Source organism: Streptomyces sp. NPDC052020 (assembly GCF_040680575.1).
Classification (GTDB): Bacteria; Actinomycetota; Actinomycetes; order Streptomycetales; family Streptomycetaceae; genus Streptomyces.
Window position 1 is genome coordinate 1 of the sequence record NZ_JBFAWY010000034.1, and the last position, 17,962, is coordinate 17,962.

17 protein-coding genes are annotated in these 17,962 nt (G+C 70.9%); 9 read left to right on the plus strand and 8 right to left on the minus strand.

The window, feature by feature from the left end:
- Both argS and AB0L74_RS27575 read right to left on the minus strand, forming a co-directional pair.
- Positions 1-881: arginine--tRNA ligase (gene argS / locus AB0L74_RS27570; protein WP_365657882.1), on the minus strand; the 881-nt coding region annotated here is incomplete at its 3' end.
- Positions 882-962: 81 nt separating this feature from the next.
- Entirely contained in the window at positions 963-2,417 is a 1,455-nt protein-coding gene (locus AB0L74_RS27575; RefSeq protein ID WP_365657885.1) for an MFS transporter, read from the minus strand.
- A 239-nt stretch (positions 2,418-2,656) separates the two neighbouring features.
- On the opposite strand from AB0L74_RS27575, the gene AB0L74_RS27580 reads away from it, so the two are divergent.
- Genes AB0L74_RS27580 through AB0L74_RS27590 form a run of 3 tightly spaced genes read left to right on the plus strand, consistent with a single transcriptional unit; the run spans position 2,657 to position 6,104 of the window.
- Positions 2,657-4,150, plus strand: coding sequence for an FAD/NAD(P)-binding protein (locus AB0L74_RS27580; RefSeq protein ID WP_365657888.1), 1,494 nt, complete (start codon positions 2,657-2,659; stop codon positions 4,148-4,150).
- Complete coding sequence (locus AB0L74_RS27585) at positions 4,147-5,475, plus strand: ATP-grasp domain-containing protein (protein ID WP_365657891.1); 1,329 nt, start codon at positions 4,147-4,149, stop codon at positions 5,473-5,475. The genes AB0L74_RS27580 and AB0L74_RS27585 overlap by 4 nt, the downstream gene beginning before the upstream one ends.
- Entirely contained in the window at positions 5,472-6,104 is a 633-nt protein-coding gene (locus tag AB0L74_RS27590) for a class I SAM-dependent methyltransferase (protein ID WP_365657893.1), read from the plus strand. Before AB0L74_RS27585 ends, AB0L74_RS27590 begins: the two co-directional genes overlap by 4 nt.
- Before the next feature lie 109 nt (positions 6,105-6,213).
- Here the strand turns inward: AB0L74_RS27590 and AB0L74_RS27595 are convergent, their stop codons facing one another.
- Entirely contained in the window at positions 6,214-6,855 is a 642-nt protein-coding gene (locus tag AB0L74_RS27595; protein WP_365657896.1) for a TetR/AcrR family transcriptional regulator, read from the minus strand.
- Between the two features lie 103 nt (positions 6,856-6,958).
- Here AB0L74_RS27595 and AB0L74_RS27600 point away from each other — a divergent pair, with 103 nt between their 5' ends.
- The 3 genes from AB0L74_RS27600 to AB0L74_RS27610 all read left to right on the plus strand — a co-directional run bounded on the left by AB0L74_RS27600 (position 6,959) and on the right by AB0L74_RS27610 (position 9,204).
- Positions 6,959-8,110 carry an acyl-CoA dehydrogenase family protein gene (locus AB0L74_RS27600; protein ID WP_365657899.1) on the plus strand — a complete coding sequence of 384 codons (1,152 nt, stop codon included), beginning with the start codon at positions 6,959-6,961 and terminating at the stop codon, positions 8,108-8,110.
- A 59-nt stretch (positions 8,111-8,169) separates the two neighbouring features.
- Positions 8,170-8,457: a YiaA/YiaB family inner membrane protein gene (locus AB0L74_RS27605; protein ID WP_365657902.1), complete on the plus strand. Its 288-nt coding sequence runs from the start codon at positions 8,170-8,172 to the stop codon at positions 8,455-8,457.
- 102 nt (positions 8,458-8,559) lie between these two features.
- The gene (locus tag AB0L74_RS27610; RefSeq protein ID WP_365657905.1) at positions 8,560-9,204 is read left to right on the plus strand and encodes a TetR/AcrR family transcriptional regulator; all 645 of its coding nucleotides are present in this window, start codon (positions 8,560-8,562) and stop codon (positions 9,202-9,204) included.
- A gap of 47 nt (positions 9,205-9,251) precedes the next feature.
- Here the strand turns inward: AB0L74_RS27610 and AB0L74_RS27615 are convergent, their stop codons facing one another.
- The gene (locus tag AB0L74_RS27615; protein ID WP_365657907.1) at positions 9,252-9,713 is read right to left on the minus strand and encodes a MaoC family dehydratase; all 462 of its coding nucleotides are present in this window, start codon (positions 9,711-9,713) and stop codon (positions 9,252-9,254) included.
- Between the two features lie 152 nt (positions 9,714-9,865).
- Between AB0L74_RS27615 and soxR the strand changes: the two genes are divergently transcribed.
- Complete coding sequence (gene soxR, locus AB0L74_RS27620; RefSeq protein WP_365657910.1) at positions 9,866-10,363, plus strand: redox-sensitive transcriptional activator SoxR; 498 nt, start codon at positions 9,866-9,868, stop codon at positions 10,361-10,363.
- 288 nt (positions 10,364-10,651) lie between these two features.
- Here the strand turns inward: soxR and AB0L74_RS27625 are convergent, their stop codons facing one another.
- From AB0L74_RS27625 to AB0L74_RS27640, 4 genes are all read right to left on the minus strand, one after another.
- A complete protein-coding gene (locus AB0L74_RS27625; protein ID WP_365657913.1) occupies positions 10,652-11,869 on the minus strand; it encodes a helix-turn-helix domain-containing protein in 1,218 nt (405 codons plus the stop codon).
- A gap of 211 nt (positions 11,870-12,080) precedes the next feature.
- Positions 12,081-13,028: a hypothetical protein gene (locus AB0L74_RS27630; RefSeq protein WP_365657916.1), complete on the minus strand. Its 948-nt coding sequence runs from the start codon at positions 13,026-13,028 to the stop codon at positions 12,081-12,083.
- Between the two features lie 62 nt (positions 13,029-13,090).
- Positions 13,091-14,668 carry a DUF6801 domain-containing protein gene (locus AB0L74_RS27635; protein ID WP_365657921.1) on the minus strand — a complete coding sequence of 526 codons (1,578 nt, stop codon included), beginning with the start codon at positions 14,666-14,668 and terminating at the stop codon, positions 13,091-13,093.
- Between the two features lie 113 nt (positions 14,669-14,781).
- Positions 14,782-15,414 carry a hypothetical protein gene (locus tag AB0L74_RS27640; RefSeq protein WP_365657924.1) on the minus strand — a complete coding sequence of 211 codons (633 nt, stop codon included), beginning with the start codon at positions 15,412-15,414 and terminating at the stop codon, positions 14,782-14,784.
- A 732-nt stretch (positions 15,415-16,146) separates the two neighbouring features.
- Between AB0L74_RS27640 and AB0L74_RS27645 the strand changes: the two genes are divergently transcribed.
- Both AB0L74_RS27645 and AB0L74_RS27650 read left to right on the plus strand, forming a co-directional pair.
- Complete coding sequence (locus AB0L74_RS27645; RefSeq protein WP_365657927.1) at positions 16,147-17,199, plus strand: ATP-binding cassette domain-containing protein; 1,053 nt, start codon at positions 16,147-16,149, stop codon at positions 17,197-17,199.
- Positions 17,196-17,960 carry an ABC transporter permease gene (locus AB0L74_RS27650; protein ID WP_365657930.1) on the plus strand — a complete coding sequence of 255 codons (765 nt, stop codon included), beginning with the start codon at positions 17,196-17,198 and terminating at the stop codon, positions 17,958-17,960. The genes AB0L74_RS27645 and AB0L74_RS27650 overlap by 4 nt, the downstream gene beginning before the upstream one ends.
- Positions 17,961-17,962: the final 2 nt, after the last annotated feature.

Genomic DNA, 17,962 nt, shown 5'->3' on the forward strand with positions numbered 1-17,962 from the left:
AGGGCGCCCTCGGAGCGGACCGCGACGCCGGACTCCTCCAGCAGGCGGCAGGTCTCGGCCAGCATGTCGTTGTACCCGGACTCGCCGACGATGTCCGCCTCACGGATCTCGACGTCGAGCTTGTCGAAGACGGAGTAGAAGTAGATCTTCGACTCGTCCACGAGCCGCTGCCAGATGGCGCGCGTCTCGGCATCGCCGGCCTGGAGGTCGACCACCCGGCGGCGGGCGCGCGTCTTGAACTCCTCGTCGGAGTCGAACAGCTTGCGCGCGGCCTTGTAAACCCGGTTGAGGTTGGACATGGCTTCCTCGCCGGCCGCCTGCCCGCCCTTGTGCGCCAGCTCGTCCGGGTGTTCCAAGAGGTACTGGATGAGCATGCCGAACTGGGTGCCCCAGTCGCCGATGTGATGGCGCCGGATCACGTTCTCGCCGGTGAACTCCAGAAGCCTGGTGACCGAGTCGCCGATGACGGTGTTGCGCAGATGACCGACGTGCATCTCCTTCGCCACGTTCGGCTGCGCGTAGTCGATCACCGTCGTGCCGGGGGCGTCGACGAACGGCACGCCGAGCCGATCGCCGTCCGCGGCGCGCGCCGCGAGGTTCTCGGTGATCGCCCGGTCGGTGACGGTGATGTTCAGGAAACCCGGGCCGGAGACTTCCACGTCCCCGATCACCTCACCCGTGACGATCCGGGAGACGACCTGCTGGGCCAGCTCGCGCGGGTTCACCTTTGCCTTCTTGGCCAGCGCCAGGATCCCGTTGGCCTGGAAGTCGGCCCGGTCGCTTCGTCGCAGCAGCGGGTCCGCGGCCTCGGACAGGGTGGCCGAGAGAGCGTCCGCGAGGTGCTGGTGTACCAGGGAAGTGAGCGGGGGGACCGAGGGCATGTGGGTTCCGTTTCGTGCGGCGGCGTGGTCGTGGACAGGCGGTGCGACCGGCATGACCTGGGCATTGAGCCAGACGCAGTATCACATGGGCGCGTTCTGCGGGGTTCGGGCCGAGCCGGGCGTCCGGAAGCGTCCGGCCACCAGGACCCCGGCGAGGGCTACGAGCGAGAGCAGGAGGAAGACGGCGAGGAACGCCCCGGCCGGTATCGGGCCCTGGCCCGGCCCGCCGCCGGCCGAGCCGCCGCCCAGCGCGGCGAAGACCACGCCGCACACGGCAAGCAGCAGGACGTTGGACAGGCTGTCGGACAATTGCAGCGCGGCCGAGTTGCCACCGGCCTCGGCCGGCTCCGAAAGCTCCATCAACAGCACGCCCACCGACGAGACCACGATGCCCATGCCGAAGCCGCCCACGCACCAGGCGAGCGCGGTGGCCCACGCGGGGATGCCGTGCGCCAGCGGCAGCGCGGCCCCGGCGATCGCAGCCGCGACCAGCACCATGCCCGCCTGGCACAGCCTCTGCCGGTGCTGCTGGAGCGCCGGGCGGCTCTGCAGGTACGAGCCGAGTGCCCAGGTCAACCCGCCACCGGCGAGGGAGAGCCCGGCGAGGGTGACGGACATGTGCCGTCGACTGACCAGCATCAGCGGCAGGAAGCTCTCCGCCGCTATGAACGACCCGGCGGCCACCCCACGCAGCAGGATCACCGCGGGGAGTCCCCGGGCGGCCCGGAAAGTCCCGAGCGGCATCAGCGCGCGCACGGCCGGGAGAAGCAGCGCGGCACCGACCGCTGCCGGCAGCAGGGCGAGCGGGTCCAGTCGCTGCCCCGCGTACTGCAGCAGAGCGGCGCCCGCAGAGACGACGAAGGCCAGCCGGACGCGCCGCGGATCAGGTTCCGCCAGGGCGCCGTCCACCGGGCCGGATGCGGTATGACGCACGGCGGGGAGCGCTAGGAACAGGGCGGGCACCATGGCGGCCGGCACCGCGAGGAAGACCCAACGCCAGCCGGCGTGCTGAGTGATGAGCCCGGCGACGAGCGGCCCGACGATGCCGGGCACCACCCAGGAGGCGGAGAAGGCGGCCATGACCGCGGGCCGCAGCCGCTCGGGGTAGGCGCGGTTGACCACGACGTACAGCGCGACGATGACGAGTCCGCCGCCCAGTCCCTGTGTGGCCCGCCCGAGCAGGAACACCCCCATGGCGGGTGCCGCCCCGGCGAGCAGCAGTCCAGCGGTGAAGAGGGCCAGACCGGCGGTGAGCGGCGCCAGCGGGCCGCGCCGGTCGCACCACTGCCCGGACAGCACCATCGCGGCGAGGCTGGTGGTGAAGTAGGCGGAGAACGCGAAGGCGTAGAGGTCCACTCCGTGCAGCCCGCGGGCGGCGGCCGGCATGGCGGTGGCCACCGCCGTCGCCTCGAAGGCGATCAGCGCCACTACGGACACCACGCCGATGGTGAGCCGGCGGTAGGGCCTGGAGAGGGTGCCCCCGGCGGTCTGCTCGCCGAGCGCGGAGTCCGACGCCCGCTCGTCCACGTCCTGCATGTAGCTCCCCGCCCTTCAGAAAATCCGGCCCAGAGAGTCCGGCCGTAGGGGTCAAGCGAGAGTAGTTTTACACATCAATGGCAGCAGCATATACCTGTAGTTGAATTCGGAATCAAAAGTGGCATGACCTGGAGTGACCTGCGCCACATCCGGCTCTGGTGTGCTCTTCGTCATAGACGCCCAGCGATCTCTTCGATCAAGATCGATCCGGCTGAGCCGATTCGCACCGGGAGTTAGAAATGCAGCCAGCAGACGTGGCTATCATCGGTGCCGGGGCATCAGGAACCGCGATATTTTCGGAACTAGTTCATTCATTTCAGATAGAACGCCTGGACCGCCTTTCCATCGTCATCATCGACCGGGATCTCCGGCGCGGCCACGGACGGGTCTACGGACCCGATCACCCATGGCTGCTCATGAACACTCCGGCGCACGCCCTGTCGATCCGTTCCTGGGACGGAGCGGACTTCATGCGCTGGCTCCTCGCGCGGGGCGGCCACCGCGGCGAGGAACCCGTCGAACACGCCCATGTGTCGCGCGCCCTGTACGGCGAGTATTTGCGCGAGCGTTTCCACGACCTGCTCGACTCACCTCCGCCGGGCCTGGAGGTCGAGGTGGTGGACGACTGGGTGGAACGACTCACGCCGCACGAGTCGGGCTCTCGCCTGCGGCTTTCGTCAGGCCGGGCACTCGAGGCACGCAAGACCGTCCTCGCCACCGGCCCGAACCGGCCCGAGGACGTCTACGGCCTCACCGGCACACCCGGCTACGTAGAGCACCCGTACCCGGCCTCCGCGCGCCTCAGGGGCATACCGCGGGATTCCCCGGTGGTGATCCTCGGCAGCTCCCTGTCCGCGGTCGACGTCGCGCTGACCCTGCACCACACCGGGCACCGCGCTCCCGTCCATATGGTCTCGCGGCGCGGGCTTCTCCCCGAGGTGAAGGCCGAGTACACCGTGCAGCAGGAAATCTACAACGAGGCCAGCGGGGCCGACGGCGAAAACGCCGGGAAACCCGCCTCGCTGGAATCGGCGCTGGCCGTTTTCCAGCGCTTTCTGAGCTCACACCGAAACACTGCGGAATCGAACCAGGGCGATCCCGTCCAGCAATTCGCCGAAAGCGTGCGCCAGGCCAAGCACCCAACGGACGGGAATTTCGCCCAGCGCTATTCCGCGCATCTCGGTATGGACCAGGTGTGGCCGCAACTGGACGAGGAAGAACTGCTCGCATTCATGCGCACGCAGTACGCCCCGCTTCTTCACAAGAACGCCGCCATTCCGCTCATCAACGCACGCAAGCTGCTCGCCCTGCTGCGCGCCGACCGGCTGCGCGTGCACGGCGGCCTGCACACCATCAGGCCGGGCGAGGAGGGCGGCTTCCGGCTCTCCTTCCGGGGCGGGGCGGACCTCACCGTCGACCACGTGATCAACGCCATGGGTCCCAGCAAGTATCTGGTGTCCCCGGGCTCGCGAAACCTCTACGCGCACCTCCTCCACGAGGGACAGCTGCGCGAGCTGCCCACCGGCGGGGCCCGGGTCACCTTCCCCGGCGGAAACCTGCTGGACCGGGACGGCCGGCCCGTGCCCGCCCTGCACGCCGTGGGACATCCCACCAGCGGCAGCCACCCCTACATCAACAACATCGAGCTGATCGTCTCCAACTCCGCACACGTCGCCCGGCAAATCTGCGCCGACCTGATGCGGTCCCGTACGGTTGCGAGGAACAACACGTGACACACCCCGGAGAAGACACGGAAGTCCACCGGGCGCCGGCGCCGTCGCGCATCTGCGTGGTCGACGGCATCTCCACCGGACTCCACCTCGCCAGGGAGCTGCGGGCACGCGGTGTTGACTGCGGCCATGTCGCAAGTGCCCCGGCTTACCTCGGCGTCCCGCGCACGCCCGCCGGACGAGACCTGTACTCGGCCGAGTTCGCTCTCGACGACTCGGGCGGCGAGGAGTCGTTCGAGCGGCTCGTCCGCGAACTGAGGCTCTGGGGCCCCCGCTTCGTCGTCGCCGGCAGCGAACCCGGGGTGGAACTCGCCGACCGACTCGGCACCGCCCTCGGCATCCGCGAGACGAACGCGGCCGCGACGACGCCGTGGAGACGGGACAAGTACGCCATGCACGAGCGGCTGCGCGAGGCCGGGGTTCCACACGCCCGGCAGATCCGCACCGCCGACCGCGCGGCCCTGGCCGGCTGGCTGGACGGGCACGGCCGTTACCCAGTCGTGGTCAAGCCCGTGGACAGCTCGTGCAGCGACGGCGTCCAGGTCTGTGAGGACGCCGCGCAGGCCCTGGCCGCCTTCGACGCGCTGATCGGCCAGCGCAACCGCCTGGGCCGCGTCAACAACGAGGTCCTCGGCCAGGAGTTCCTCGAGGGAACCCAGTACTTCGTCAACACCGTCAGCTGGGCCGGCGCCCATCTGACCAGTGACATCTGGCGGCTGGACCGGCGCCGCAGGCCTGGCGGGGCGTACTTGTTCGAGAGCATGACGCTACAGCCCGCCGAGGGGCTGGTCGAGTCCGCGCTGCGCACCTACGTCGAGGCCGCCCTCGACGCCCTCGGGTTCGCCTACGGCGCCGCGCACTGCGAGGTCATGTGGACCGCGTCCGGTCCCGTGCTGGTCGAGGCGAACGCCAGGCTGATGGGCGCGTCCATCGACACGGAATCCTTCACCCGCGCCCTGGGACACACCCAGACCGGACTGCTGGCCGAGGCGTACACCGACCCGGAGCGCTTCCGGCAGCGCCTCGACGCGGACCCCTACACGCTCCGCGAGCATCTCGCCGAGGCTTCCTTCCTGTTCAGCCGTTCCGGGACGCTTACCGGCTTCCCGGGACGTGCCCGGATCAAGGCGCTGCCCTCGTTCCACAGCTTCGTCGGAGTGCCCGAGCCGGGCACTCCGGTGACCGAGACCGTCGACACGCTCGGCACCCCCGGGTACGCCTACTTCCTTCACCCGGACCGCTCCGTCGTCGAGAGCGATGCCCGCGCCGTACGGCAATGGCAGCGGGAAGACAGCCTGTTCACCATCAGTGAGGAGCCCCAGCCGTGACCACCTCCCGCCCCGAGGTCCCGCAGTCCGTGCGCCCCGAGGTCTTCGACCTCGAGCGCTTCAACACCTTCGTCCCCGCCGAACTCGACGCCATCGTGGCGGACACCACCGCCCTGGGCTTCGATATGTCCTGCTTCGACGGAGCCGGCCAGTTGCTGCGCCTCCTCGTCTCCACCAAGCCCGGCGGCCGCTTCCTGGAGATCGGCACGGGCACCGGAGTGGGTACGGCCTGGCTGCGGTCCGGCATGGACGCCACCTCGACGCTGACGTCCGTCGAACTCGACGACAGCCTGATCGCCGTGGCGCGCAAACACCTTGGTGCCGACGAACGTCTGACGTTCGTCACCGGCGACGGTGCCGAGTTCCTGCGCGGGCAGCGCCCCGGCACCTACGACCTGATCTTCGCCGACACGGTTCCCGGTAAGTACGAGCTGGTACGCGAGACCCTCGCGCTGCTGAAGCCGGGAGGCATCTACGCGGTCGACGACATGCTGCCCCAGGACGACTGGCCCGCCGACCACTACCCGCTGGCCGCCGGCATGGTCGACGGTCTGGTCTCCCTCGACGACGTACGCTCTGTCGGCCTCACCTGGTCCAGCGGCCTGGCCCTGTTCACCGTCGCCCGGTGAATCCGGGCCGGCGGCGGCCCCCTCCCCGCAGCCGTCGATCACCCACACCTCGGGGCGGATCGCTCCGGACAGGCGCTCGGCGATCCGCCGCCGATCCGAACGAAAGACCCTAGGCGGACCGCTCGACCTGTTCGTACTGCCGTGCCAGGCCGTCCAGCAGCGCGGTCAGCCCGGTCTCGAACGCCCGCTCGTCGATCTTCTCCTGCTGCTCGGCCAGCAGGTGGGCCTGGCCGAGGTGCGGGTAGTCGGCGGGGTCGTAGGCGCTCGCGTCGTCCACGAAGCCCCCGGCGAAGGAGCCGAGCGCCGAGCCCATGATGAAGTACCGCATCAGCGCGCCGATGGACGTGGCCTGCGCCGGGGACCAGCCCGCGTCGACCATCGCGCCGTAGACGGCGTCCGCCAGGCGCAGCGCGGCCGGGCGGCGGCCGGGGCCGCGGGCCAGGACCGGCACGATGTTCGGGTGGTCGCGCAGGGCGGCCCGGTAGGAGACCGCCCAGTCGTGCAGCGCGGTCCGCCAGTCCCGCCCGTCCTCGAACATCGACAGGTCGACCTGGGCGCTCACCGAGTCGGCGACCGCCTCCAGGATCTCGTCCTTGGTGCGGAAGTGGTTGTAGAGCGAGGGTCCGCTGACCCCCAGCTCGGCGGCGAGCCGGCGCGTGGAGACGGCCGCGAGGCCCTCCGCGTCGACCAGGGCACGGGCCGCTTCCACGATGCGGTCGGTGCTGAGCAGGGGCTTGCGCGGTCGGGCCATGGCGCACATAGTAGGGCTGCGACCAGAAACTAGCAGTGCTAATTTAAAGGTCCGGCTTTCAAGCTACGGCTTGCGCCATCCGTCTTCTGTGGGGTGACTCGGCATGAACCTGGAGCTCAGCGAGGAACAGACCGCCGTCCGGCGGCTCGCCCGGGACTTCGTCGAGCGGGAGATCACCCCCCACGTCGTCGCCTGGGACCGCGCGGAGGAGGTCGACCGCGGCATCGTCAGGAAGCTGGGCGAGGTCGGCTTCCTCGGCCTGACCATCGACGAGGAGTACGGCGGCTCGGGCGGCGACCACCTCGCCTACTGCCTGGTGACCGAGGAACTCGGCCGCGGGGACTCCTCCGTGCGCGGCATCGTCTCCGTCTCGCTCGGGCTGGTCGCCAAGACCATCGCCGCCTGGGGGAGCGAGGAGCAGAAGCGGCGCTGGCTGCCGGGGCTCACCTCCGGGGAGTACGTCGGCTGCTTCGGGCTCACCGAGCCGGGCACCGGCTCCGACGCCGGCAACCTGTCCACCCGCGCGGTCCGCGACGGCGACACGTACGTCATCAACGGCGCGAAGATGTTCATCACCAACGGCACCTGGGCCGACGTCGTGCTGCTCTTCGCCCGCTCCACCGACGCCCCCGGCCACAAGGGCGTCTCCGCCTTCCTCGTCCCGGCCGACACCCCCGGCCTGACCCGGCGCACCATCCACGGCAAGCTCGGCCTGCGCGGCCAGGCCACCGCCGAGCTGGTGCTGGAGGACGTGCGCGTCCCCGCGTCCGCCATGCTGGCGCCGGAGGGCAAGGGCTTCTCGGTCGCCATGTCCGCCCTCGCCAAGGGCCGGATGTCGGTCGCGGCGGGCTGTGTCGGCATAGCCCAGGCCGCCCTGGACGCGGCCGTGCGGTACGCGGGCGAGCGCGAGCAGTTCGGGAAGGCCATCGCCCACCACCAGCTCGTCCAGGAGCTGCTCAGCGACATCGCCGTCGACGTCGACGCCGCCCGGCTGCTGACCTGGCGGGTCGCCGACCTGATCGACCGCGGGCAGCCCTTCGCCGTCGAGTCCTCCAAGGCCAAGCTGTTCGCCTCCGAGGCGGCCGTCCGCGCCGCCAACAACGCCCTGCAAGTCTTCGGCGGCTACGGCTACATCGACGAGTACCCGGCGGGCAAGCTGCTGCGCGACGCCCGGGTGATGACCCTCTACGAGGGCACCAGCCAGATCCAGAAGCTCGTCATCGGGCGGGCGCTGACCGGGGTCTCGGCCTTCTGAGTACCTTCTGAGTATCCCGGCGGATGTGGCGCGCCCCGCGTCCGCCGATCCTTGTGCCCATGAGCGACACTCCGGTCAAGCAGCAGACCACGGCCGCCTTCTACGGGCAGGCCGTCGCGTCCTTCGCGGTCGCCCTGGCCGCCACGGCGCTCGGCATCTTCAACCTCCGTGCCGACGCCTGGGTCCGCGCCTTCCTCGGCATCGCCGTCCTGTACCTGGTCACCTCCGCCTTCACCCTGTCCAAGGTCATCCGCGACCGCCAGGAGGCCGGACAGATCGTGAGCCGGGTCGAGCAGGCGCGGCTGGAGAAGCTGCTCGCCGAGCACGACCCCTTCGAGAAGCTGTGAGCCGCCCGGCCCCCGGTCACCCGGCCGCACGAGCAGCCTAAGCGCCCGCTCACCTTCGGCGGTATGGTGGGAGCTCCTGTCACCGAGAGGGGCGAGCGAGCGATGAGTACGGCGGAGCAGACGGCGGGCGGCGAGGCGGAGCCGTGGGGCGAGGTCACCCCGGACGCGGCCCGGCGGCTGCTGGTCGCCGCCGTGGAGGCCTTCGCCGAGCGCGGCTACCACGCGACGACGACCCGCGACATCGCGGGCCGCGCCGGCATGAGCCCGGCCGCGCTCTACATCCACTACAAGACCAAGGAAGAGCTGCTCCACCGCATCAGCCGGATCGGCCACGACAAGGCGCTGGACATCCTGCGCACGGCGGCCGGGGGCGAGGGGAGCGCCGCCGAGCGGCTCGCCGGCGCGGTGAGCTCCTTCGTGCGCTGGCACGCGGGACGGCGCACCACCGCACGCGTCGTCCAGTACGAGCTGGACGCGCTCGGCCCGGACGCCCGCGCCGAGATCCTCGCGCTGCGCCGCCAGGTCGACGCCGAGGTGCGCGGCATCATCGAGGACGGCGTGGCGGCGGGCGAGTTCGACGTGACCGACGTCAAGGGCACCACGCTCGCCGTGCTCTCGCTGTGCATCGACGTCGCCCGCTGGTTCAACATCGAGGGCCCCCGGACGCCGGACGAGGTCGGCGCGCTCTACGCCGACCTCGTGCTGCGGATGGTGGGGGCCAAGCACCCCGGCGCCGCCCGGGGGTAGCTCGGAGGTACGCCAGGAGGCAGCTCGGAGGTACGCCCGGGGGCGGCTCAGAGGTAGTAGCGCGAGACGGACTCCGCGACGCACACCGGCTTCTCGCCGCCCTCGCGCTCCACGGTGAAGGCGAGGGTCACCTGGACCGCGTCCTTCACCTCCTCGACCGCCGAGATCGCCGCCGTGGCGCGCAGCCGCGAGCCGACGGGGACGGGGGAGGGGAAACGGACCTTGTTGGTGCCGTAGTTGACACCCATCTTCACGCCCTCGACCCGGATCAGCTGCGGCCCGAAGAGGGGCAGCAGGGAGAGGGTCAGGTAGCCGTGGGCGATGGTGGTGCCGAACGGTCCCCGGGCGGCCTTCTCGGGATCCACGTGGATCCACTGGTGGTCACCGGTCGCCTCCGCGAACAGGTCGATCCGCTTCTGGTCGATCTCCAGCCAGTCGGTGTGTCCCAGCCGCTCGCCCACGGCCGCCTTCAGCTCGTCGACGGAGGTGAAGATCCTCGGCTCTGCCATGTCCCGGCCTCCCGTGTCACAGGGTCGTTGCCCTTGGTTCTGGTGCTCGTGTCGTTCTCGCGCCACTAATCTAAGCGACTGCTTAGCATGCTCCGGCGGTGCGGACGGTGTCAACGGAAGGGGCGGGTTGCGGGGTCGGTAGGGTTCGAAGAGTGCCCCAGATTCCATGTAAGGTCCACGAGCTCACGGTCGGCCAGCTTGCCGCGCGCAGCGGCGCCGCCGTCTCCGCCCTGCACTTCTACGAGTCCAAGGGCCTGATCACCAGCCGCCGCACCGCGGGCAACCAGCGCCGCTTCAGCCGTGACACCCTGCGCCGGGTCGCCTTCATCCGCGCCGCGCAGCGCGTCGGCATCCCGCTCGCCACCATCCGCGAGGCGCTGGCCGAGCTGCCGGAGGAGCGCACGCCCACCCGGGAGGACTGGGCCCGCCTCTCCGAAGCCTGGCGCTCCGAACTGGAAGAGCGCATCCAGCAGCTGAACCGGCTGCGCGACCATCTGGCCGACTGCATCGGCTGCGGTTGCCTGTCCCTGGACACCTGTGTGCTGTCCAACCCGGACGACGTCTTCGGCGAACGGCTCACCGGCTCCCGTCTGATGGCGGACCCGGGCGGCGCCGCCGCGGCCCGGCGCCGCGGTGGGCCGCGCGCCTGAACGGGCGCGCACCGGGGCCGTGCAGGCGCGCGGCCCCGGTAGGCGCCCGTGCGGCGGGCTCCCGGCCGGACCGCCGCCGGCTACGGCAGGCGGTGCCCGGGCCGGGTGAGCGGGTTGTTCTCGCCGTGTGCGGGGCATACCCGGCTCCCGGCGGAACTCGCGGGTCGCCGAGGCTGAGTTCGTACTCGACTCGTGCGGCGTTCGACGCGGGCCTCGCGCCGGAGATCCTTGAGCCGGACGCGGACCTGGTCGCGCGCCGTGGCGCCGAGATCGGGCAGGGGTTCGTCGCTACCTCGTCCGCTTCCCGGCCTCGCTGGGGAGCAGGTGCAGGGCGCGCAGCGTGGCCTCCAGGGCGAAGCGGTGATCGGGGTCCGCGAGGCGGTCGCCCAGCAGGGCGTCCAGGCTGCGCAGGCGGTAGCGCACCGTCTGGGCGTGCACGCCCAGCATCTCGCCCACCTGCTCCGCCGGCGCCCGGGTCGAGACGTGCGCGCGCAAGGTCTCCAGGAGCCGGTCGCGGCGGCTGGCCGGCAGACCGTCCACGGGCGCCAGCTCCCTGGCCGCGAGATGGGTGACGAGTGCCGGGTCCGACAGGAGCCACAGCGTCAGCAGATGGTCCTCGCAGCGGACCAGGGAAGCGTCGGCCACGACCCCCTCGTCGATCAGCCCCAGCACCCGCCGGGCCCAGCGTACGGAGTCGGCCGCCTGGGCCAGCGGCACGGTCAGCCCCACCACGGCGTGCGAGCCCGCCAGGGCCGCGTCGAGCATCGTCAGACGCTCCGGAGTGAGGGCTCCGGGCACCAGCAGATGCGGCTGTGGGACGTCGAGGTCGAAGAGGACGTCGTCGGCCAGCCCGGCCTGCACGTACTCGGGGATCGGTGAGCGCAGGGCGACCATGGTGACGTCGGAGGGCAGGGGCCAGGCGGCGGCCTCACAGAGCCCGGACAGCGCCTGGGGCAGGGGAGGACCGGCCAGGATGAGGTGGAGCAACCGTCTGCGTTGGGCCGGGACTTCGGAGGAGGCCCGCGACTGCACCTCGGTGTAGCCCTCGCGGGAGATCTGCTCCAGTTCCTCGACGTAGGCGAACAGGGCGTCGGCGAAGGCGAGTATCGTGGCGGGGGAGAGCTGGTACTGTCGGCCCAGAGCCCTTGTACGGCGCAGCGCGATACGCGCCCCGAGCCGGTACGCCCCTTGGAGCGTGGCCAGTTCGCGTCCCTCGTAGGCTTCCATGCGGCCGAACCTGCGCAGCAGTTCGTCACGGAGCGCGGCGTTCTTGCCGGGATCGGTGACGCGGTCCACGAAGGCGTACAGGGCCTGTTCGACGCCCTGGCGGAACGCGTCGGCGTTGGGCCCGTTGAGCAGCCGCCCGTACACGGGGTAGGCACGGGTGACCTCGGCGCCGATCTCCTTCATGAGGCCGGGTAACTCGGGCCGCATGAAGGCGGCGAACTCCTTGGGCAGTGGTTCCAGCGGTTCACCGCCTTCCGGCGGCCGCGTGTGTGAAGGCATGAGTGCCGTCCCTTGCTCTCCGGTGCCCACGGTGTACCGGTCGTGTGCCCCCGGTCCTTCACAGGGGCGGCACACGACCGGATCGGCGTGTGTGTCTGGGCTGCTGAAGCTAAATCAAGTGCGGGGAGGCCGTACACAGTCCGTGCACATTTCGACGCGGTGGGACGCGGTGCGCCGACCGGTACGGCTGGGAATCGCCGTCGCGCGGCTCTTATCCGACCGCCGAGTGCCAGTTCTCCGCCAGGCGCTTGCCCGCGTCGGGGGCCACCGTGCCCGGGGCGTTCAGGCCGGCGAGGTGGGTCTGGGCGCTGTTGAGCGTCAGGCTGTTGTTGCCGGCGGCGGAGGGCAGCCCGGTCTTGGCGTTGACCGCCGCGTCGATCAGGCCGAACATGCCCAGCCCGCACCCGCTGGCGCCGGGCACGGCGAAGGAACTGTCGTTCTGCGTCGCCCCGGTGAGGTTGATGCGGCTCATCTCGCCGTCGTCGGCGACCGTGCCGTCACCGCGGAAGAAGGACAAGCCGAACTCGGGGAACTGCCGGTTCTCCGGACGGAGCACGATGGGGTCGGCCGCGGTGCCGATGTAGCACTTGCTGCCGAGGAACGGGTTCTCCAGGTGGATGCGGACCGGTATGGCCACGATCGGCTGGTCGGTGAGGATTCCGGCGGTCTGGTCGAAGTCGTAGGGGGCGCCGACGGACTCCACCGTCGCTGTGATCTTGTTCAGGGTGCTGTTGCCGAGCTGTTCGCAGATGCCCGTGATCGCGGGGATGTCGCTCGGGCACATCAGGCCCAGCAGTCCGCCGGGGACGGTCGCGGAGTCGGCGACGAGGGCCCCGCCCGCCGGGGCCACCACGGAGCTGGTCCCGTCGGAGTTCTGCACGACACCGATCTGGAGGTTGGTCCTGCCCGTGGTCACGGTGGTCTTGCCCAGCTTGATGGTGCCGCTCGGCGAGGTGGAGACCACGCACTGCGGGGTGCGGGCCAGGCCGTCGGCGGCCAGCATCGCCGGGGCGTCCACGGGACACCGGGTGAAGGGTGCCCACTCGCCGTTGGGCACGCTGGCCGCCGCGGTCGCGGTGCCCATGGTGGCGAAGGCACCGAGCGCGGTACCGAGGGCGGTGGCGGTGGTGGCGACTCTGGCGCCGAAGGGAAACCGCATGATGTGGCCTTCCGGGTCGGGGAGGGGACGGAGCAGGGGGCTGGTGGTGCGGGCGGCGCGGTTCAGCGTTCGGCCACCGGGACCTCCAGGGGCTGGAGGTCGGGGGTGCACTCGTCGGGGTTGGGCACCTCGGCCGAGACGAAGCAGACCTGCCCCTGGATCTGCTTGACGTAGTTGCCGGGGCCGGACACGGAGGCCGTGAGCAGGCGGTCGAGGTTCTCGCCCCCGGCCGTGCCGCAGCCCGTGAAGGCGGGGATGGCCACCTCGCCGGTGAGCGGCCCCCCGGACAGCAGCAGGTAGCCGGTGGCGGGTTCGCCGGTGACCTGCTCGCCCCTGCCGTGCAGGACCAGATGGTCACCGGGGTACTTCGCCGGCTCCGGGTCCGGGGAGGCGAGGGACGTCCTCGTCCGGCACGTCGACCCCACGTCCAGCGGAGTGCCGTTGACCTCCAGGGACGTCACGCGGAGCACGACCGGCGCGCGGACGTACGTGTCGGTGCTGGTGAACGCGAAGTCGGTGGTGCCGTGCGAGTCGATGGTCATCGGACCCGTCTGCTCCAGCACCATCGTGGCCGTGACCGGTGTGAAGTCGAAGGTCAGGAAGGTCCCTTCGAAGGGCGGGGTCTGTTTGCGCTGCCGGTACCAGAGGTCGGCGGTGGAGTGCTGGGTGATGGTGGCGCCGCTGAAGTCCGGGAAGAACTCGAACTGGGGCTCGCCCTGGGTGATGAGCGTGCAGAACGGCGGGACGAGGACGGCCCCGTCGAGCTTGTTCACGTTGGAGTAACCGGTGATGTACGCGTTCAGCGACATCGGCCCGGCCGGGTACTTCTCGTCGTACTTGCAGATCGGCGCGTCCCGCTCGACGGCGGCACCTCCCGGCGCGGGCTCCGCGGCCTCCGGGGCCCGCTCGCCCTGCCGGCCGGCCGGTTCGTCCCGCGGCTGTCCCGGCGTCCCGGAGGCGGAGGGCGCCCCGGACGGTGATCCGCTCGGGGCGGGTGTGCCGCCCTCCTCGCCGGTGCCGACCCGGACCGTGGCCAGCCGGCCGCCGTCCGGGGCCCCCTCGGCGAGGGCGCAGTCGACGGTCACCGGGCCGGGCTCGGCGGGGCCGCCGTCCGCGGTGCTCAGAGCCAGGTCCAGGGCGAAGCCGCCGGCCGTCATGACCAGTGCGCCCGCCCCTCGCCCGGTCACCGAGGGCACGTCCCCCGTCGCGGTCAGCGTCAGCGGTCCGGAGCCGGACAGCTCCGTCGTCTCCGCGGTGCCGCGCCAGGTCGCCTCGGCGGCGGCCTCGCCCTGCGTCACCCCGACGGAGAGCCGGGTCGCCGCCCGGACACCGGTCGCGCCCAGCGCCGCGAGGTCCGCCACCGCGGGTTCCGGCAACTCGACGGCCGTGGTCACGTCCGACGGCTCGATCGGCTCACCGGCCGCCACCTGCTCCGGGAAGGCTGCCGAGACGCGTACCGTCGCCGGCTGCCGACCGGAGGGGAACAGGCACGTGTACGGCAGCGCGGCGTCGATCTCCTGCGTACCCGCCGCCCCCGCCGCCGCGGGAACGGTGGCCGCCAGCACGACGAACGCGGCGATCGCCGCGCCGCGGGCGCGGCTGCCGACGGTCCGGCGGACGGTGGTGCGGGGGCCTGTCATCTGTCACTCCACTCGAGTCGTTCCACGGTCCGGGCGGCCGGTGGCGGTCGCGGCGTGCCGGCGGCCCTCACGTCCGGCCGGGGTCACCGGCCGGACGGCGAGCCACGCCCTGCTTACGGGTTGGACCCGACGATCTTCGGGATGGTGGTGGTGCCCGAGACCTTGACCGCGTAGTTGCCCTTGAAGGTGGGCTTGGTGGCGGTGGTGACCACGGTGCCGCAGCCGGAGGCCGAGGTGACGACCAGCTCGCCGCTGACGCTGGCGACCGCGAGTATGCCGGTGGCGTTGGTGTAGGTGGCGGTGGCCTTGCCCTGCACGTTGAACACGCAGGCGCCGGCGGTCACCTTCGCCTTGACGTTGTTGACATAGCCCGTGGTCACGCCGGTCGAGGCGTTGTAGTCCTGGGCGACGACGGCCCAGGGGGTGGTGGGAACGGTCGTGACGTTGCCCAGGACGCTGGTGCACGGCGAGGAACTGGTGCCGAAGTTGATGGCGGTGATGCTGGCCACCGCCGCGGGGTTGCCGGTGGCGCTGGCCATGGTGCCCGAGGCGCTGGACGTCGTACACGTCATCGGGATGTTGGCGGTCAGCACGATGTTCCCGCTGTTGACCGCCGAGAAGCCGGTCGGCGACGGGGTGACGGTCCAGACCGTGGACGGTACCGCCGAAGCCGGGGCGACCGCCATGGCGAAGGCGGCGGTGCCCGCGCCCGCCACGACGGCGAATCTTGTCAGGGTTGTCTTCATGAGGTGGGGACTCCTTTGTGGATTGGCCGGCGGAGAGGGAACGCGCCCGTGCCTGTGGAGTGGGGACCGGACGGAGTGCGGCCCGGAAATCACTGACCGCGAGCCATGACGTTACTTGCGGGAAACTTAGGCGAACAATGGCGCCGGTCATGATTTTTTGGAGAACTGGAGACATCTGTCCCCCCGGTGAGTGGTCCGGAGCCCGGCATAGTCATCCGCTGCTAAGCAAGGCGCCGCCATCGGGGCCGGTTCCGGTTGGCTCCAAAGGAGGTGGGAGACGCTCCCCGGGCTCCCGGCCGGCCGCACCTTGCTCACCGGATGACAAAAAACGAGCGGCCGATTGTCGCCGTGGTGACAAACGCGCGGCGGCTCGGCCGAAACCTTCGGGAAACTCGTATTCGCCTCTTGCCCGCGTAGGTTACTCAGTCGTAGCGTGCCGGGCACGGCGCTGATCTCCTGGTGAGGCCCCCGCCATACCGGGAAGGCGCGAGGGACACAGCCCGGCCTTGCCGTCCTTCAGGGGCGGACATCCGTTGGCGGGGCCGCGCGGAGCCCTCCCCTCCCGGACCGCGCGACCCTGCCCCGCACCCGGCGGGACAAAGCGTCGATGCGGTTTGTCTGCGTGATGACAAAGAACGAGGAGGCCGGCGCCCGACCCGTTGTCAGCGAACCGTGCACCGGCTGGGCGTGGGCCCGGCGACGCACGCCGACCCCAGCCGCTTTGGAGGTGATATGGGAATCGAAGTGGTGGTCGAGGGCCTTACCAAGTCATTCGGCAAGCAGAAGATCTGGCAGGACGTGAGCCTCACCCTGCCGGCCGGGGAGGTGAGCGTCATGCTCGGGCCGTCCGGCACCGGAAAGACGGTATTCCTCAAGTCGCTCATCGGTCTGCTGAAACCGGAACGCGGTCGCGTTCTGATCGACGGAGTGGACATGGTGAACAGTCCGGAACGGGACATCTATGAAACCCGGAAAAAATTCGGGCTCATGTTCCAGGACGGCGCCCTTTTCGGGTCCATGTCCCTCTTCGACAACATCGCCTTTCCGCTGCGCGAGCACACCCGGAAGAAGGAGTCGGAGATCCGCCGCATCGTCATGGAGCGGATCGAGGTCGTCGGTCTGCTGGGCGCCGAGGGCAAACTGCCGGGGGAGATCAGCGGTGGCATGCGCAAGCGGGCCGGACTCGCCCGCGCGCTGGTGCTGGACCCGCAGATCATCCTGTGCGACGAACCCGACTCCGGGCTGGACCCCGTCCGCACCGCCTACCTCTCCCAGTTGCTGATCGACCTCAACGCCCAGATCGACGCGACGATGCTGATCGTCACCCACAACCTCGACATCGCCGCCACGGTCCCCGACAACATGGGCATGCTCTTCCGGCGCGAACTGGTCACCTTCGGGCCGCGCGAGGTGCTGCTCACCAGCGAGGAGCCGGTGGTGGCCCAGTTCCTGGCCGGCCGCCGCGAGGGACCCATCGGGATGTCGGAGGAAAAGGACGCCGCCACCCTCGCCGCCGAGGCGGCAGGGTCGCGCGGCGCGGACGGCCCGAGGGAGATCACCCCGCAACTGGAGCCGTCCCCCGGTCTTCCGGCGCGCCGTGCGGTCATCCGGCGCCGAGAGCGGGTCCTGGGCATGCTCGACCGGCTGCCGCCGCCCGCCCGCGCCGCCATCGAGCGCACCTACGCCCGCCCCGCCGGCACCGCGGACGCCGGGCACGGTGCTCCCGGCGCCCCGGGCACGCCCGCCCCGGCGCCGCGGACGCCGGCCACCGGGAGCGGCGCATGATCACCGGTGCCCTGCGGCAGACCGGCCGGCTCTTCGCGCTCGCCGCGGAGGTGGCCCGTGCGGTCTTCCGGCGGCCCTTCCAGTTCCGGGAGTTCGTCGAGCAGTTCTGGTTCATCGCCGGCGTCACGATCCTGCCCGCGGCCCTCGTCTCGATCCCCTTCGGCGCCGTGATCGCCCTCCAGGTCGGCTCCCTCACCCAGCAGCTCGGTGCCCAGTCCTTCACCGGCGGCGCCAGCGTGCTGGCCGTCGTCCAGCAGGCCAGCCCCCTCATCGTCGCCCTGCTGATCGCGGGCGCGGCCGGCTCCGCCATCTGCGCCGACCTCGGCTCGCGCACCATCCGCGAGGAACTGGACGCCATGGAGGTCATGGGCGTCTCACCCGTGCAACGCCTGGTCGTCCCCCGCGTCCTGGCCACCATGGGTGTCGCGGTGCTGCTCAACGGGCTGGTCTCCGTGGTCGGCATCCTCGGCGGCTACGTCTTCAACGTCTTCCTCCAGGACGGCACCCCCGGCGCCTACCTCTCCAGCTTCTCCGCCCTCGCCCAGCTGCCCGACCTCTACATCAGCGAACTCAAGGCCCTGGTCTTCGGGTTCATCGCGGGCGTCGTCGCCGCCTACCGGGGCCTGAACCCGCGCGGCGGCCCCAAGGGCGTCGGCGACGCGGTCAACCAGTCCGTCGTCATCACCTTCCTGCTGCTCTTCTTCGTGAACATGGTGATGACGGCCGTCTACCTCCAACTCGTTCCCCCGAAGGGAGGCTGAGG

Excerpts from the sequence above, each read along its gene's own strand:
- AB0L74_RS27650 (WP_365657930.1), top strand. The coding sequence starts at position 17,196 with ATGATCACCGGTGCCCTGCGGCAGACCGGCCGGCTCTTCGCGCTCGCC.
- AB0L74_RS27645 (WP_365657927.1), top strand. The coding sequence starts at position 16,147 with ATGGGAATCGAAGTGGTGGTCGAGGGCCTTACCAAGTCATTCGGCAAG.
- AB0L74_RS27625 (WP_365657913.1), bottom strand. The coding sequence starts at position 11,869 with ATGCCTTCACACACGCGGCCGCCGGAAGGCGGTGAACCGCTGGAACCA.
- AB0L74_RS27635 (WP_365657921.1), bottom strand. The coding sequence starts at position 14,668 with ATGACAGGCCCCCGCACCACCGTCCGCCGGACCGTCGGCAGCCGCGCC.
- AB0L74_RS27600 (WP_365657899.1), top strand. The coding sequence starts at position 6,959 with ATGAACCTGGAGCTCAGCGAGGAACAGACCGCCGTCCGGCGGCTCGCC.
- AB0L74_RS27615 (WP_365657907.1), bottom strand. The coding sequence starts at position 9,713 with ATGGCAGAGCCGAGGATCTTCACCTCCGTCGACGAGCTGAAGGCGGCC.
- AB0L74_RS27640 (WP_365657924.1), bottom strand. The coding sequence starts at position 15,414 with ATGAAGACAACCCTGACAAGATTCGCCGTCGTGGCGGGCGCGGGCACC.
- AB0L74_RS27575 (WP_365657885.1), bottom strand. The coding sequence starts at position 2,417 with ATGCAGGACGTGGACGAGCGGGCGTCGGACTCCGCGCTCGGCGAGCAG.
- AB0L74_RS27580 (WP_365657888.1), top strand. The coding sequence starts at position 2,657 with ATGCAGCCAGCAGACGTGGCTATCATCGGTGCCGGGGCATCAGGAACC.
- AB0L74_RS27630 (WP_365657916.1), bottom strand. The coding sequence starts at position 13,028 with ATGCGGTTTCCCTTCGGCGCCAGAGTCGCCACCACCGCCACCGCCCTC.
- AB0L74_RS27610 (WP_365657905.1), top strand. The coding sequence starts at position 8,560 with ATGAGTACGGCGGAGCAGACGGCGGGCGGCGAGGCGGAGCCGTGGGGC.
- AB0L74_RS27595 (WP_365657896.1), bottom strand. The coding sequence starts at position 6,855 with ATGGCCCGACCGCGCAAGCCCCTGCTCAGCACCGACCGCATCGTGGAA.
- AB0L74_RS27605 (WP_365657902.1), top strand. The coding sequence starts at position 8,170 with ATGAGCGACACTCCGGTCAAGCAGCAGACCACGGCCGCCTTCTACGGG.